The organism is Natronococcus sp. CG52 (genome assembly GCF_023913515.1).
Lineage (GTDB): Archaea > Halobacteriota > Halobacteria > Halobacteriales > Natrialbaceae > Natronococcus > Natronococcus zhouii.
Genome location: NZ_CP099391.1, coordinates 1,777,255 through 1,790,725 on the forward strand (window position 1 = coordinate 1,777,255; position 13,471 = coordinate 1,790,725).

Genomic DNA, 13,471 nt, shown 5'->3' on the forward strand with positions numbered 1-13,471 from the left:
GACTGTACGTGCGGTAACGGAGAGTTTCGTCGCGTGTCGTAAGCCGGACTGATATCGTGAGGCGCGCTGAGTTGTCTACTCGAGTTACGAGGGGAGGCGAGTGAGGCACTCGCGGCAGTACCGCATACTGGTTCGGTTCGCGACGCCGCACGCGGGACAGTGGACGTTCGCGGTACCGGCGCGTTCGAAGTCGAGTCCTCCGCCCAGGACGGCGAGGACGTCATCGTTCGTCGTGATCTCGTTCCCGTTGCCCCGGCTGCGCGCCCATTCGTTGATGAGGTCGTCGTCCCGCAACCGCTCGAGTCCCCGAACCAGTCCCAGAAAGAGGATCGTCGGGGCGATTATCACGAACGCTGCAACCGCGAGTCGGCCGACGATCCCGTACGTACTCGGATCGTCCATGGGATCGGTACGGCGACGGTGGCGATACGTCTATCGTCGATCGGTACCGACGCTGACACCGATTTTCTCGGCGAGCGAAGAACCGGTCCGCTGGGGTTTTTAGTCCGTGATGAACTTGTTGTCGCGCCAGTTGACGCCGCCCTGGCCCGAACCGCCGTCTCGCGGTCCCTCGACGACTTCGATGTCGGCCGGACGCGGCTCGCCTTCGACGATTCGCGTCGCGTCGAGGTCGCCGTCGCGTTCGGAAATTGCCGTCAGCGTTCCCTTCTCGGCGGCTTCGGCGATCTCACAGAGAACGAGAAACATCTCGTACTGCAGCAGCGAGTTCTGCAGTACCGTCTCGCGGTCGCCCTTGAACGCGGCGAATTCGACGAGTTCGGATTCGATCTCCTCCTCTTCCTCGTCCCAGCGGAAGGTGTTCCGCCGCTCGTCGGGGTCTTCTTCGTAGACGCGGTTCTCGGTGACGCTCGCCTTGAGCTGTGCGGTGGGCGTGTACTTGCTCACCGAGTCGTCCTCGGAGACGGCTTTCAGGATGAGCGTGTTGTTCCGTCGGGTAATCTCTACGTCCGTGATTCCCTCGGGGAAGGTTGCTTCGTCGATGTGGTCGTGAAGATCTTCGAGGGGCAATTCGAGGGTCGAGTGCAGCCGATAAACGTGTCTGGATTCCTCTGTGGGCATAGGTGGGAAGGTGTGCGGGACGGTCGCTACCCTCTAGTACGGACGCGTGGCTTATATGATCTGCTATTAACTCCGAAAACCACCCACACGAATAAATTTAACTCAGATGGTGGGCAATCTATTCTGCGTCGCCGAGGGTTTCGGCTAGCTCGCCGCGTTCCTCGAGTTCCTCGAGGATGTCAGAGCCGCCGACGAACTCGCCGTCGACGAACGTCTGCGGAATCGTTTCCCAGTCGCTGCGCTCCGACAGCGCCGCGCGGTACTCGTCGAGGGACTCGAGAACGTCGACCGTCTCGTACTCGTCGCGGTGCTGGTCGATCAGTCCGAGCGCTTTCCGGGAGTAGCCACACTGCGGCATCAGTTCCGTTCCCTTCATGAAGAGAACGACGTCGTTCTCCTCGATGGTCTCCGCGACCTGCTCGTCGACTTCTTCCTGATCGAGACCCTGGTTCGGTGGGAAGTCCATACCGGTCGTATGGCCGTGAACGGGATAGGCCTTGCGTCGTCGCAGTTCTGTTGACCGTCTTTCACGCCGGGCTCGGTCCCGTTCGAGACCGTTCCGAGCGCGTCAGACCGGTCGAGAGGCGCGCGAGCGCTGGCCGGGACGGCTCGAGCGGGAGGACGACCGGCGGAGAAGAAGCCGTCCGGAATCAGTCGGCGGCCGTCGCCGGAGCGCGGCTGTCGGCGCGCGCCGACCGCCAGAATCCCTGAACGTAGGCTCCGACGAACATGCCGGCGATGCCGTAGAGAACGAAGATGTTACCGACGCCGAGGCTGGCGTAGGCCGCGCCGGGACAGATCCCCGACAGTCCCCAGCCGACGCCGAAGATGCCGCCGCCGCCGACCACGTTCCTGTCGAGCGTCTTCAGCCGACGGCCGTAGACTGCGCCGGTCAGCGGCGCCCGACCGCAGAACTGCTTGACGCCGAAGAACACGATTCCCGTCACGACCGCGGCGCCGAGCATCACGAACAGCAGGCCGAGATCCGAAAGCTGCAGGAAATTCAGGACGACCTCCGGCTGAGCCATGTGGCTGAAGCCGAGTCCGAAGCCGAAGATCAGCCCGCCGACGAAGACCAGCGGCAGGAACAGCGAGTGTTGCTCGTGTTCGGCGCTCATTGCTCACACCTCCGGTGTCGTCGGTGTTCGTGGCTCGCGGCTCGCGGTTCGCTTCGCTCATCGCTCACTGTTCCGAGATTTTCGCGCTGCTCAAATCCCGCGGCTCGCGTTGCTCTCCGCTCGCTTCTCCGGGATTCTCGCGCGAGAATCCCGCTCATCACGGGCTCACCCCCAGCGCCTGTACTAACTGAGCCACTCCGATCGCGATCAACAGGAAGGTCGCGACGCCGACGAAGGATGCGCTCGAGGCGGATCCGACGCCGCAGACGCCGTGGCCGGAGGTACAGCCCTTCCCGAGACGGGTTCCGATCCCGATGAGGATGCCGCCGACGAACAGCCGCCAAGGCTGGACGTCCGTCAGCCAGATCGTGAAGCCGCCGATCTCCCGGAATTCGCCCGCCGTTGCGGGCTGGTGGAGCGAGCTCCCGACGAGCCCGCTCTGAAACGTGGCGGCGTAGATCGCCGCTCCGGCGACGATTCCGAGCGTGAAGACGACGCGCCAGTCTCGGGAGGGACGATACTGCTGGAACCGCGAGAGACTCGAGCCGTACGAGAGCGTCGACTCGAGGAACGTGCTCGCCCCGACGGGGATGCCGGTCCCGAGGTAGATCACGGCGGTCCCGACTCCGACCAGCAGCCCGCCGATCGCGTAGTGGCTGATCCCGTTCGGGAACAGCTCCGCGAGGACGGCGACGACGAGTCCTATTGCTGTCATCATTCCGAAGAATGAGGTGCCGGCGTATCAATCCACCGGATCGGTAGAAATCGCCCGTATCTCGGACGCTCGTGACGGTTCCGACTCCCAGCGGGTCGTGAGAGCCGAGGCAGTCTTCCATCTCGTCTGATACGAAATCTCGGAAGAGCCCTCCGGCCACCGGTAGAACGATCCGTTTGATTCTGGTCGATGACTTCAAATGATTTAACTCGTTTTTTTCTTCGTCTGGTTTCAAACACCGGTAGACAAATGGCTCATTCGAACGCCTCTCGGAGACGAGTGTTAACGCGTGGCGCCGGAATTCTCACACTCGCATCTGCGGGATGTCTCGACGAGGAAACGGAGAGCGACGAGCAGGAGACTCTCGAAGCGGACGACGGGAGCGACGATGACTCGCACGACCAGGAGGACGGTGACTCCCACGATCACAGTCACGATACCGATCACGAGTTGGGCCAACCCCAATCCGAGATCGAAATCGAGATGACGGTGAACGACAGCGGCGAACACTTTCTCCCACACGTCGTTCACGTCGAACCGGGCGGCACCGTCGAGTGGGTGCTAGAGAGCGGAAGCCACGATACCGTTGCCTACCATCCGGATACCCACGGGAGCCAACAGCGAATCCCTGACGATGCCGATCCCTGGGAGAGCGAACTGTTAGCTGACGGCGGCGAGACGTTCGAACGAACGTTCGAGGTGGACGGCGTCTACGACTACGTCTGTACCCCGCACGAGGAAACCGGAATGGTCGGCACTATCGTCGTCGGTTGGCCGGATCCGGCCGAACAACCGGGCCTGGAGCCGCCCGCTGACAATCTCCCGGATACCGCGATCGAACAACTCGAGCGCTACAACGAGCAGGTCCGCGAATTCCTCGAGAACGAAGACGACCACGACGATCATGACGACCACGGTGACCACGACGATCACTAGTCAACGCCGCTTCTTCGGGAGACCCCCTCTAGTCGTCGGTTCTTGCGAACGCTCTCGAGACGGCACTCAACCGAACCGGTGCGTACGTACCCGTTACTCCGCCGTGTTCGAGGTCGAGAGGACGTCGAGCTTTTCTGCGGCGTAGCCGAAGACGTCCTGATAGCCGTTCGAGGACATGAGAACGGGGTAGAACGGCTCGTTCGCGACCTGTTTCTGGCCGTCGGCGGCGGCGAACGCGTCGCCGGGGTCAACCTCCGTGAAGTTCTCGACGAAGACCTCGTAGGTGTCGGCCCGATCCTTGTGGATACACTCGACGAGCCGGTACACGGGGAGATCGCGGCCGACCGTATCGCCGGGAAGCGCGCCGACGGCGGTCAGGAACGCTCGAGTGAGCCGATCCGCGTTCTGTGCGGCGGTCTCCGATCCCTGAAGGCCGCACTCGACCTCGAGGGTTTCGATCTCGGAGAAGAGCCGTCCTTCCGCGAAGTTGCTCGTCTCGACCATCGCCTGGACGGGAAGCTGCGGACAGATCTCCTTGGCCGTCTCGGTCACCTCGTTGACGATAGCGAACGGTTCCGCGTGGCTCTGCGTGGAGTGCATCGAGAACGAGAGACAGCCCTCGAGTTCCTCGACGAGTTGGTGAGCGAGTCGTCCTTCGTGGGTCTTCGCGTTCGGATCGCCGGGGAACGCGCGGTTGAGGTCCTCGTCGACGAACCGTACCCGTCGCTCGAGTGCCTCCTCGTTCACGACGACGAGTTTGATAGGACGGTCGACGGTCGGGTTCTCGTCGAGAAGCCGCTCGATAGCGCGAACGCCGCAGGGTTCGTCTCCGTGAATCCCCCCGACAACTGCGATTTCCGGCGTTCCCGACCCGAGCTGTGCAACTTTCATTACCTGTGTTACGAACTTCGGCCTCAAATGCGATTCGGTCCGGAAGAACAGTCGCTGAAACCACAGGGATCCGATTTGGTGTCGCAAGGCGACGCACGGGACGACGCGGGATTCGAGGGCGCGCTCGCTACTCGAGCGACTCGACGAACTCGTAGTCGAGCAGTCGTGCAGCCGGTCGGTCGTCGTCGAGCGGAATCTGCCAGCCGTCGATCCGCGACGGTTCCTCGAGGGCGTTCGTCAGCGTTTTCCGGACCTCGATCGCGTCGACGCCGTAGTAGTCACTCGGCACGTTCTCCAGGTACTGCAGCGCCGTCTCGAAGAGACTCCGCATGCCGCCGTCGTCCTCGAAGTCGGCCCGTTTGTACGCGCCGGCGGCGACCTGGACCATCCCGTGAAGGAACGCGCTCTCGGTCGTGCCGCGGCCGTAGTTGTACCACTCCGTCTCGAAGCAGTCGTGAGACTCGTGGAACGCGCCGTCGTTGAACAGACGAACGCCGTGGACGACGGCGCGTCGAAGCGTTCCGTGTTCCCAGCCGTTCGACTCGCCGCGGGCCGGGTTCCAGCCGGTCGGATTGCCCGCAGTCGGCGGCGCAACGCTGTGATCTCTCGTGTGGTCGGTCATCGGTGATCGGTGGTGGATCGGACGGCGCGTGCGGACGATAGGACTCGCATCTCACTGTTAGTTCAGTTCTCGAGCATAGGATGACTTTCGCTCGTCGCCTTGGGGTGCAGTACGACATATAGAAAGTTAGAGCATTACTCCGGTTGTCCGCTATAAAGCCGAGTGGGCTCGCCGTTCGGAACTGCCCGATGTGATGGCGAAAGCTCGTATTCAGCTACCCAACGGGCGAACTGAGAGACCGTCCCGCGGCCGGAATACACAGTCACGAAAATCCACATATCATAAGAAAAGTATTTATCCGCATCGTTAATATATTCGACTAGATGAATTATCCATACGGGGCGTGTCAGGGCTGTGGTGAGCGACTCTTCGGACACGTCGACGGCGGGTACGTGTGCCACAACTGCGAAACGCGGTATCGCTCCGAACCGGTTAGCGACGGTTCCTCGAGCAGACAGGGGCTCGAGCAGCGCCCGCAGGCGTAAGCCAAACCGCAGACTATTCATACGCCTTTCTCGAACGATCACATGCGTGCGAGGGTAGCCAAGCGGCCAACGGCGGCGGACTCAAGATCCGCTCTCGTAGGAGTTCGTGGGTTCGATTCCCTCCCCTCGCATTGCAGTGAGGCGCATCCCGCGCCGAACGAAAATGCACGGAGGGATCGAATGACGCCGGGGTTCTGCGCGAAGCGCAGGTTCCCGGTGGTGGTTCGATTCCCTCCCCTCGCACTGGCAACCAGTGCGGCAAGAGAGCACCTCTTGCCCTCGCAAACTTCTCCGACACGCTCACTCTCGAGCGACGGCTCCCGGACTCGAGTCGCCGACGCCGACGATCGGTCACTGACACGAAACGTGACACCTTTTGACGCCGGCCCCCTCAGGCTGGGCAATGAGTAACTCTGACGAGGCTGCTCGCCGGGCCGAGGTCGCCGCTCGTGCGGCCAGAGCGGGGGCAGCGATCGCCGGCGACGCGTTTCGCACGACGCTCGAGGTCGAACGGAAGGACGGCAAGACCGACGTCGTCACGCAGGCGGATCGCGACGCCCAGGCGGCCGTGATCGACGTCGTACGAGAGGAGTTTCCGGACGACCCCATCGTCGGCGAGGAGGAGGACGAACTGAAGGAGGTTCCGAAGACGGGGCCGGCGTGGATCGTCGACCCGATCGACGGCACGAACAACTTCGTCAGGGGGATCCGCTCGTTCGGAACCGCCGTCGCGGCGGTCGTCGACGGCGAACCGGTCGGCGCCGCGACGATCTGTCCGGCCCTCTCGGACGGCTATCGGAGCGGTCCGGACGGCGTCGTCCGGAACGACGAGTCGATCTCGGTCAGCGACTGCGGCGACCCCGAGGCGGCGACCGTCTCGCCGACGTTCTGGTGGGACTTCGACCACCGCGACCAGTACGCCGCCGCGAACCGAGAGATCGTTACCCGCTTCGGCGACATGCGCCGGTTCGGCTGCGCCCAGCTCGGACTCGCGATGGTCGCCTCGGGTGCGCTCGAGGGGATCACGACGAACCTGCGGGCGAACCCGTGGGATACCGTCGCCGGCGTCCACCTCGTCCGGCAGGCCGGCGGGCGAGTCACGGATCTCGAGGGCGAGCGCTGGCGTCACGACAGCGCCGGACTGGTCGCCTCGAACGGCGAGATCCACGACGAACTGCTCGAGGCCGCCCGCCGGATCGACGCGTAAGATTCCGTTTCTCCCGGACTGAAAACCGGAAACGGTAAGCGGTCGCTCCAACGGATATCGGTTATGGACGAGTACATCGAACGGTACGGGGCCCAGCGAGTCTGGACCGCGGCCGTCGTGACTCTCGCTGTCGGCGTCGCAGCCCTCGCGTTGCTGTTCCCGCAGCGAGTGTACGTCGATCTCATCTGGCAGTACTACTGGGGGCCGGTCGTCGCCGACGCTCAGGACATGAGCTGTGTCGCCTGGGCCGACGGCGCGGAAGTTCCCTGCAGCGAGGCACCGGCGGACGCCGGTCCGACCGCCTCGCCGGGATACACGTTCGTCTCTTATGCCGGCTATATCCCGACGCTGCTGTTGTTGCTGATCGGGATCGGGTTCATCATCGAACGCCTCGAGATCGAGCGCTACCGAGCTGGCTTCTACGGCCTGTTCCCGTTCATGCTGTTCGGCGGCGCGCTGCGCGTCGTCGAGGACGCGAACGTCGCGGCCTACCGCGAGACCGGCGAACTCGCGATCGAACTCCCGTGGTCCGGCCTCCTGATCAGCCCGCTCATCTACTTCACGGTCTTCCTGATCGCCCTCGCCGCGGTCGTCTCGTCCGTCTGGCTCGACAGAAACGACTACGTCTCGGGCTACGAGTACCCGCTGTTCGGCATCGGCACCGCCGCGCTGACGATCACGGTCGGCTATCTCGGCTACCTCGCGTACGCGGAACCGTACGCGAGCTTCCACGGCGGCTTGCTGGCGACGACGCTCGCCGGCGCGACGATCGCGACGGCGATCACCTGGGTCGTCATCGATCGCTTCGCCCCCGAAATCAACAGCGGCACCCGGCTCATGGGTGTCGTCGTCATCTGGGCCCACGCCGTCGACGGGGTCGCGAACGTCATCGGCCTCGACTGGGCGACCGTCTTCGGTCTGCCGCGTAACCTCGTTCCGAAACACCCGATCAACGACGCGATCGTCACCTACACCGGCACAGTCCTCCCCGAGAGCATCGTCAGCGTCACCGGCGCCGCCTGGCCGTTCCTGCTCGTGAAACTCGCCGCAGCGGTCGTCGTGATCGCGCTCTTCAACGACGAGATCTTCGACGAGAGCCCTCGGTTCGCGTACCTGCTCATGATCGCCGTCGTCGCCGTCGGCCTCGGACCGGGCACCCGCGACATGCTGCGGGCTACCTTCGGGGTCTGAACCGGCCGCACCGCCCCGTCCCCTCGAGCGCAGTCGACGTGTTTTTCCCGCCGGTCGCGGATGTCGTTGCTGGATGTCCAGTACGAACCAGCGAACCGAGAACGACGACCCGCCCCTCGAGCGAGAGGAGCTTCCGTCGGAGCCCGACGTCGATCACTTGCTCGAGCACCTCGAGGAACTCGAAGGCCTCGTCGACGACCCGGCTGAGCGCGAGCAGGTTCGGCGGACGATGCGGGTGGCTCGACGCATTCCCGGGGTGAACGCGGTCGAGAACGGGATCCGGAAGTACACGGCCCGGGACATGGCCGAGGCATTCGTGGGCAGCATTCTCCTCGCGCTGCCGCTGCTCGTCGAGGACGGCGTGTTCGAGATCGCCGAGCACTTCGTAGCGGTCACCGTCTCGGGCGTCCCACTCTTTCTGCTCTCGAACGTCCTCTTTATCCTCCTGCTCACGACCGGCCTGATCTACTGGACCGATATTCGAAAGGTGAGCGTGACGAAGCCGCTGTTCGGCTTCGTTCCCCGGCGATTGGTCGGAGTCCTCGGAATCTCGTTCCTCACGGCGGCCGGACTGATGGTCATGTGGGGCCGGATCTTCGTGGAGGGTCCGACGAGCGCGGAGGCGTTCGCCCGAATCACGGTCATCTGGACGGCCGGCGCCTTCGGCGCCGCACTCGGGGACATTCTGCCGGGTGAGAGCGAGGGTCACGACGTCACGATCGGCAATCTCGACGATATCGTCAGCCCGGACCGGTAGCCGGTCGACGCGTTCGGCGGTGCGCCACCGGATCGGGAACGACTTACGGCCGCGAGATGCAAGAGAAACGTATGACAGAGGATTCAGCCGCGGACGCGGGCTGGTTCGCGGGACTCGAGCCCGACGATCTCGAGGCAGGCGCCGCCGCGATCGCCGAGGGGACGGCTCCGGAGCCGGCGGACTGGCCGAGCCGTGCGCTCGAGGCAGGCTTCGCGAGCGACGAGGACGAGTACTACGATCGGCTTCACGAGGCGACGACGGCCGCAACTCGTTCCGCCGTCGAACGGCGGGAACGGGCCGACGACCGCCAACTCGTCCACGCGATCCGGGCGATGGACGACTGTCATCGGACGGCGAACGAACTCGCCGAGCGGCTGGCCGAGTGGGGCGGCACGATCGATCCCGACGCGGGAACCGGCGTCGCCTACGCTCGAGAACTGGTAGCCGAGACCGATCGCGAGGTCGATCACCCTCGCGTCCGCTCGCTGGCCGAGCGCGTCGTCTCGCTCGCCGAGGAGGGCGAGGAGCTACGGGAGTACGTCGAACGGGAGACGCCGACCGTCGCGCCGAACCTCGCCGCCCTCGCCGGACCGGTGCTCGCGGCAAGGCTGATCTCGCTCGCGGGCGGTCTCGAGAACCTCGCGAAGAAACCGAGCGGCACGGTCCAGGTGCTGGGCGCCGAAGACGCCCTGTTCGCCCACCTTCGGGGTCACGCACCCTCGCCGAAGCACGGCATCATCTACACGCACGACGCGGTGCGAGGAACGCACCCCGAAAACCGGGGGTCGGCGGCTCGCGCACTCGCCGGCAAGCTCTCTATCGCGACCCGCGTCGACCACTACTCGGGCGAGCGCAAGCCCGAACTCGAGGCCGAACTCACCGAGCGCATCGAAACGATCCAGGCCCGGACGGTCGACGACGGAGCCGACGAGACCGGGGGTGACGGCGATGAGTGATCGCGAGCTACCCGCCGGCATCGAGCGCCACGAGTTCGACGGAGCGGCCCGTCTGGCGACGCGCGGGGAACCAGTGTACGGCGAACCGACCGATGGCGAGTGGCGCGCCTGGAACCCCAACCGGTCGAAACTCGGCGCGATGCTCGACCTCGAGATGGAAACCGGTCTCGAGGGCGGCGACGAGGAGACGGTGCTGTATCTGGGTGCCGCCAGCGGAACGACGGTGAGTCACGTCGCCGACTTCGCGGGTCCGACCTACGCCGTCGAGTTCGCGGCCCGGCCGGCGCGGGACCTGCTCGAGGCGGCCGACTCCCGGCCGCGGCTCTTCCCGCTGCTCAAGGACGCGCGGAAACCCGAGAGCTACGCCCACGTCGTCGAGTCCGATGTCGACGTCATCGTCCAGGACGTCGCGACCCGCGGACAGTCCCGGGTGGCGCTCGAGAACCGCCGGTTCCTCGCCGACGACGGCCGACTGCTGCTCGCGGTCAAGGCCAGAAGCGAGGACGTGACGCGCGACCCGGAGGGCGTGTTCGACGACGTTCGCGACGAGCTGGCCGAGGGGTACGAGCTGCTCGAGACGCGACGTCTCGACGAGTATCACACCGATCACCTCGGGATCGTCGCCCGTCCCCGATAACCCGTCGGAGATGCGTTCGAGCGCTACCTTTTGCCGACCGATTCTTCGATAACGAATATATGAGGTGTTGTGGTACTGTAGCGTGTCATGAGCGAACATCCCACGATCGGTGAGACGCTCGAACAGTCGGTCGATCGGTATCCCGATCGCGACGCGATCATCTATCCGCGAAAGAACCAGCGCTGGACCTACGCGGAGTTCGACGAGCGCGTCAACGGGCTGGCTAACGCGATGCTCGAGGTCGGTATCAAGAAGGGAGACAGAGTCGCGACCGTCCTCCACAACGGGTCGGAGATGGCGCTTACCGTCTACGCCTGCGCGAAGATCGGCGCCGTGTTCACCCCGCTGAACTTCCGCCTTCCCGCGGGCGAGATCGAGTACATCGTCGACGACGCCGAGGCCGAACTGCTCCTGTTCGAATCCGCGACCCGGGAGGCGGTCGAGGGCGCCCGCTCGGCCCTCGAGACCGTCGACGAGTACGTGTACGTCGACGAAGACGCGCCGGAGTACGCGCGCGAGTTCCACGAGCTGCTCGAGTCGGGGTCAGGCGAGCGACCCGGAATTTCCGTCGAAGAGGACGACGCGTACGCGTTCATCTACACCTCGGGGACGACGGGCCGTCCGAAGGGGGTCGTCCACGAGCACCGGAGCATGGTGGAACACGATCTCCTGTGTATCGCGGAGATGAACCTCACCCGCGACGACGTCGGACTGTCGATGATGCCGCTGTATCACTGCGCCGAACTCCACTGTAACCTGTTTCCGCGGATTCACCGCGGTGCGACGACCGTCATCCACCACGAGTTCGAACCGCAGGCGGCCCTCGAAGCGATCGAGACCCACGGCGTCACGGTCCTGTTTGCCGCGCCGACCGCCTGGAACGCCCTCTCGCTGGCCGCCGCCGAAGCGGACGTCGACGTCTCGTCGCTGCGGATCGGCCTGTACGGTGCGGCGCCGATGCCGGAACAGGTGCTCGACAACTGCATGGAGCACCTCTGTGAGCGGTACGTGCAGGCCTACGGAATGACGGAAATCGGACCCGCCGGCGTGTTCCAGCCGCCGGAGGACCAGCGCTCGAAGCAGGGCTGTGCCGGGCTGCCCGCGCTCAATCACGAACTGCGCGTGGTCGAACCCGACGCGGATCCGGATCGGGAAGTCGACGACGGCGAGATCGGCGAAATTCTGATCGCCAGCCCGTGTAGGATGCGCGAGTACTGGAACCGTCCGAACGCTACCGAACGATCGTTGCGCGACGCCGACGGAACGACGTGGTACTACACCGGCGACCTCGGCTATCTCGACGACGACGGTTACCTCTACGTCGTCGACCGGAAGGACGACATGATCGTCTCCGGCGGCGAGAACGTGTATCCGGCGGAGGTCGAAGATGCGCTGTTCTCCCACGAGGGCGTCGAAGAGGCCGCCGTCGTCGGCGAACCGCACGAGGAGTGGGGCGAGACGATCGCGGCGTACGTCGTCGCGACCGGGGATCTCTCGGCGAGCGATCTCGACGGGTTCGTCGTCGGCAGCGACCGACTCGCCGATTTCAAGCGACCGCGGCGGTACTACTTCGTCGACGAACTCCCCAAGAACCCCAGCGGCAAGGTCCAGAAGTTCAAGCTTCGGGACGGCGAGGCGGACGTCGAGTCCGAAGCCGAAACCGTCTCCTCCTGAGCGGCGACGAGCCGGTCAGGACGCTGTCGACGGCCGCCGCGTGGGTTTTCGGTGACGAATCCGGCGGCTCGAGCCGACTCCAAACCGTATTTACTTCCGGGGCCGAAACTGGGCACCGATGGAACGCGGGTCGCCGGAATCGTTCACGCGCATGGGTACACTGGGGATCGAGGAGGAGTTCTACGTGGTCGACGAGCGCGGCCGCCCGACGAGCGGCACCGACGAGCTCGTCTACGAACACGAGCCGCCGGAAATTCTCGCGAATCGGCTCGATCACGAACTGTTCAAGTGCGTCATCGAGACCCAGACGCCGCGTATCGAAACGCCCGGCGACGCCCGCGAGCGTCTGCTCGAGGTCCGCCGAGCGCTGATCGAGTACGCCACCCGTCACGGCTACGACATCGCCGCGGCGGGCCTGCACCCGCTGGCGAAGTGGCGCGAACTCGAGCACGCCGAGAAACCCCGCTACCGCTCGCAGCTCGATCGAATTCAGTATCCGCAGCACCGCAACACGACGGCCGGCGTCCACGTCCACGTCGGCGTCGACGACGCCGACAAGGCGGTCTGGATCGCCAACGAACTGCGCTGGTTCATGCCGGTCATGCTCGCGCTCTCGGCGAACTCGCCGTACTGGAACGGGTTCGACACCGGACTCCAGTCCGCCCGCTCGAAGATCTTCGAGGCGCTGCCGAACACGGGGATGCCGACCGCCTTCGAGGATTTCGACGCGTTCGACCGGTTCGAGCGACGGATGCTCGAGACGGACGCGATCGAGGACCGCGGCGAACTCTGGTACGACGTGCGACCCCACACGGCCCACGGGACGGTCGAACTCCGTGCGCCCGACGGACAGGCCGACCCCGACGTCGTGATGGCGTTCGTCGAGTACGCCCACGCGCTCGTCGAGGCGCTCGCCGAGGAGTACGAGGACGGGACGCCCGGCCGCCGACACCGGCGAGAGCTACTCGACGAGAACAAGTGGCGCGCGATCCGCCACGGTCGCGACGCCGCGTTCGTCGACCGCGACCTCGAGGGCACCGTCGACCTCGGCGAACTCGTCGATCGCGAGTGCAAGCGACTGGGGATCGACGGCATCAGGCGCGTCTACGAGGGCGAGAGCGGCGCCGAGAGACAGCGTCGACTGCTCGAAGGCGAGGGCCCGGACGCGCTCTGCGAATCGCTGCTTCTCGAAGCGAAGTAAG

Annotated in this window: 16 protein-coding genes and 1 tRNA gene; 10 read left to right on the top strand and 7 right to left on the bottom strand. The window is 65.0% G+C overall.

The window, feature by feature from the left end:
• Window positions 1–84: 84 nt before the first annotated feature.
• The 5 genes from NED97_RS09010 to NED97_RS09030 all read right to left on the bottom strand — a co-directional run bounded on the left by NED97_RS09010 (window position 85) and on the right by NED97_RS09030 (window position 2,913).
• Window positions 85–402: a DUF7577 domain-containing protein gene (locus NED97_RS09010; protein ID WP_252490361.1), complete on the bottom strand. Its 318-nt coding sequence runs from the start codon at window positions 400–402 to the stop codon at window positions 85–87.
• 99 nt (window positions 403–501) lie between these two features.
• Window positions 502–1,080: a DUF7110 family protein gene (locus tag NED97_RS09015; protein ID WP_148857812.1), complete on the bottom strand. Its 579-nt coding sequence runs from the start codon at window positions 1,078–1,080 to the stop codon at window positions 502–504.
• Between the two features lie 118 nt (window positions 1,081–1,198).
• Entirely contained in the window at window positions 1,199–1,546 is a 348-nt protein-coding gene (locus NED97_RS09020) for a glutaredoxin family protein (RefSeq protein WP_252490362.1), read from the bottom strand.
• A gap of 184 nt (window positions 1,547–1,730) precedes the next feature.
• A complete protein-coding gene (locus NED97_RS09025) occupies window positions 1,731–2,198 on the bottom strand; it encodes a DUF6691 family protein (RefSeq protein ID WP_252490363.1) in 468 nt (155 codons plus the stop codon).
• 157 nt (window positions 2,199–2,355) lie between these two features.
• Window positions 2,356–2,913 (bottom strand): YeeE/YedE family protein, encoded by a 558-nt coding sequence (locus tag NED97_RS09030; protein WP_382206442.1) that lies wholly within the window; start codon window positions 2,911–2,913, stop codon window positions 2,356–2,358.
• Between the two features lie 279 nt (window positions 2,914–3,192).
• Here NED97_RS09030 and NED97_RS09035 point away from each other — a divergent pair, with 279 nt between their 5' ends.
• The gene (locus tag NED97_RS09035) at window positions 3,193–3,849 is read left to right on the top strand and encodes a cupredoxin domain-containing protein (protein WP_252490365.1); all 657 of its coding nucleotides are present in this window, start codon (window positions 3,193–3,195) and stop codon (window positions 3,847–3,849) included.
• Window positions 3,850–3,942: 93 nt separating this feature from the next.
• On the opposite strand, the gene NED97_RS09040 is transcribed toward NED97_RS09035, so the two are convergent.
• On the bottom strand, window positions 3,943–4,740 hold the full coding sequence (locus NED97_RS09040; protein ID WP_252490366.1) for a M14 family metallopeptidase: 798 nt from the start codon (window positions 4,738–4,740) through the stop codon (window positions 3,943–3,945).
• A gap of 127 nt (window positions 4,741–4,867) precedes the next feature.
• Window positions 4,868–5,362 carry a DUF309 domain-containing protein gene (locus tag NED97_RS09045; protein ID WP_252490367.1) on the bottom strand — a complete coding sequence of 165 codons (495 nt, stop codon included), beginning with the start codon at window positions 5,360–5,362 and terminating at the stop codon, window positions 4,868–4,870.
• A gap of 323 nt (window positions 5,363–5,685) precedes the next feature.
• On the opposite strand from NED97_RS09045, the gene NED97_RS09050 reads away from it, so the two are divergent.
• The 9 genes from NED97_RS09050 to NED97_RS09090 all read left to right on the top strand — a co-directional run bounded on the left by NED97_RS09050 (window position 5,686) and on the right by NED97_RS09090 (window position 13,470).
• Complete coding sequence (locus tag NED97_RS09050; protein WP_252490673.1) at window positions 5,686–5,847, top strand: hypothetical protein; 162 nt, start codon at window positions 5,686–5,688, stop codon at window positions 5,845–5,847.
• A 48-nt stretch (window positions 5,848–5,895) separates the two neighbouring features.
• Window positions 5,896–5,978, top strand: a tRNA-Leu gene (locus NED97_RS09055).
• 272 nt (window positions 5,979–6,250) lie between these two features.
• The gene (locus NED97_RS09060; protein WP_252490368.1) at window positions 6,251–7,054 is read left to right on the top strand and encodes an inositol monophosphatase family protein; all 804 of its coding nucleotides are present in this window, start codon (window positions 6,251–6,253) and stop codon (window positions 7,052–7,054) included.
• 63 nt (window positions 7,055–7,117) lie between these two features.
• The gene (locus tag NED97_RS09065; RefSeq protein ID WP_252490369.1) at window positions 7,118–8,245 is read left to right on the top strand and encodes a DUF63 family protein; all 1,128 of its coding nucleotides are present in this window, start codon (window positions 7,118–7,120) and stop codon (window positions 8,243–8,245) included.
• Window positions 8,246–8,318: 73 nt separating this feature from the next.
• The gene (locus NED97_RS09070) at window positions 8,319–9,002 is read left to right on the top strand and encodes a DUF2391 domain-containing protein (RefSeq protein WP_252490370.1); all 684 of its coding nucleotides are present in this window, start codon (window positions 8,319–8,321) and stop codon (window positions 9,000–9,002) included.
• Between the two features lie 71 nt (window positions 9,003–9,073).
• Window positions 9,074–9,958 (top strand): NOP5/NOP56 family protein, encoded by an 885-nt coding sequence (locus NED97_RS09075; RefSeq protein ID WP_252490371.1) that lies wholly within the window; start codon window positions 9,074–9,076, stop codon window positions 9,956–9,958.
• Window positions 9,951–10,595 (top strand): fibrillarin-like rRNA/tRNA 2'-O-methyltransferase, encoded by a 645-nt coding sequence (locus tag NED97_RS09080; RefSeq protein WP_252490372.1) that lies wholly within the window; start codon window positions 9,951–9,953, stop codon window positions 10,593–10,595. Before NED97_RS09075 ends, NED97_RS09080 begins: the two co-directional genes overlap by 8 nt.
• Window positions 10,596–10,682: 87 nt before the next feature.
• On the top strand, window positions 10,683–12,269 hold the full coding sequence (locus tag NED97_RS09085) for a long-chain-fatty-acid--CoA ligase (protein ID WP_252490373.1): 1,587 nt from the start codon (window positions 10,683–10,685) through the stop codon (window positions 12,267–12,269).
• Window positions 12,270–12,387: 118 nt separating this feature from the next.
• Window positions 12,388–13,470, top strand: coding sequence for a glutamate--cysteine ligase (locus tag NED97_RS09090; protein ID WP_252490374.1), 1,083 nt, complete (start codon window positions 12,388–12,390; stop codon window positions 13,468–13,470).
• The last annotated feature ends 1 nt before the right edge of the window (window position 13,471 follow it).

What these genes read in the sequence shown, in the direction of transcription:
- NED97_RS09010 (WP_252490361.1), bottom strand. Translation starts at nt 402, where the DNA reads ATGGACGATCCGAGTACGTACGGGATCGTCGGCCGACTCGCGGTTGCA.
- NED97_RS09015 (WP_148857812.1), bottom strand. Translation starts at nt 1,080, where the DNA reads ATGCCCACAGAGGAATCCAGACACGTTTATCGGCTGCACTCGACCCTC.
- NED97_RS09020 (WP_252490362.1), bottom strand. Translation starts at nt 1,546, where the DNA reads ATGGACTTCCCACCGAACCAGGGTCTCGATCAGGAAGAAGTCGACGAG.
- NED97_RS09025 (WP_252490363.1), bottom strand. Translation starts at nt 2,198, where the DNA reads ATGAGCGCCGAACACGAGCAACACTCGCTGTTCCTGCCGCTGGTCTTC.
- NED97_RS09030 (WP_382206442.1), bottom strand. Translation starts at nt 2,913, where the DNA reads ATGACAGCAATAGGACTCGTCGTCGCCGTCCTCGCGGAGCTGTTCCCG.
- NED97_RS09040 (WP_252490366.1), bottom strand. Translation starts at nt 4,740, where the DNA reads ATGAAAGTTGCACAGCTCGGGTCGGGAACGCCGGAAATCGCAGTTGTC.
- NED97_RS09045 (WP_252490367.1), bottom strand. Translation starts at nt 5,362, where the DNA reads ATGACCGACCACACGAGAGATCACAGCGTTGCGCCGCCGACTGCGGGC.
- NED97_RS09050 (WP_252490673.1), top strand. Translation starts at nt 5,686, where the DNA reads ATGAATTATCCATACGGGGCGTGTCAGGGCTGTGGTGAGCGACTCTTC.
- NED97_RS09060 (WP_252490368.1), top strand. Translation starts at nt 6,251, where the DNA reads ATGAGTAACTCTGACGAGGCTGCTCGCCGGGCCGAGGTCGCCGCTCGT.
- NED97_RS09065 (WP_252490369.1), top strand. Translation starts at nt 7,118, where the DNA reads ATGGACGAGTACATCGAACGGTACGGGGCCCAGCGAGTCTGGACCGCG.
- NED97_RS09070 (WP_252490370.1), top strand. Translation starts at nt 8,319, where the DNA reads ATGTCCAGTACGAACCAGCGAACCGAGAACGACGACCCGCCCCTCGAG.
- NED97_RS09075 (WP_252490371.1), top strand. Translation starts at nt 9,074, where the DNA reads ATGACAGAGGATTCAGCCGCGGACGCGGGCTGGTTCGCGGGACTCGAG.
- NED97_RS09080 (WP_252490372.1), top strand. Translation starts at nt 9,951, where the DNA reads ATGAGTGATCGCGAGCTACCCGCCGGCATCGAGCGCCACGAGTTCGAC.
- NED97_RS09085 (WP_252490373.1), top strand. Translation starts at nt 10,683, where the DNA reads ATGAGCGAACATCCCACGATCGGTGAGACGCTCGAACAGTCGGTCGAT.
- NED97_RS09090 (WP_252490374.1), top strand. Translation starts at nt 12,388, where the DNA reads ATGGAACGCGGGTCGCCGGAATCGTTCACGCGCATGGGTACACTGGGG.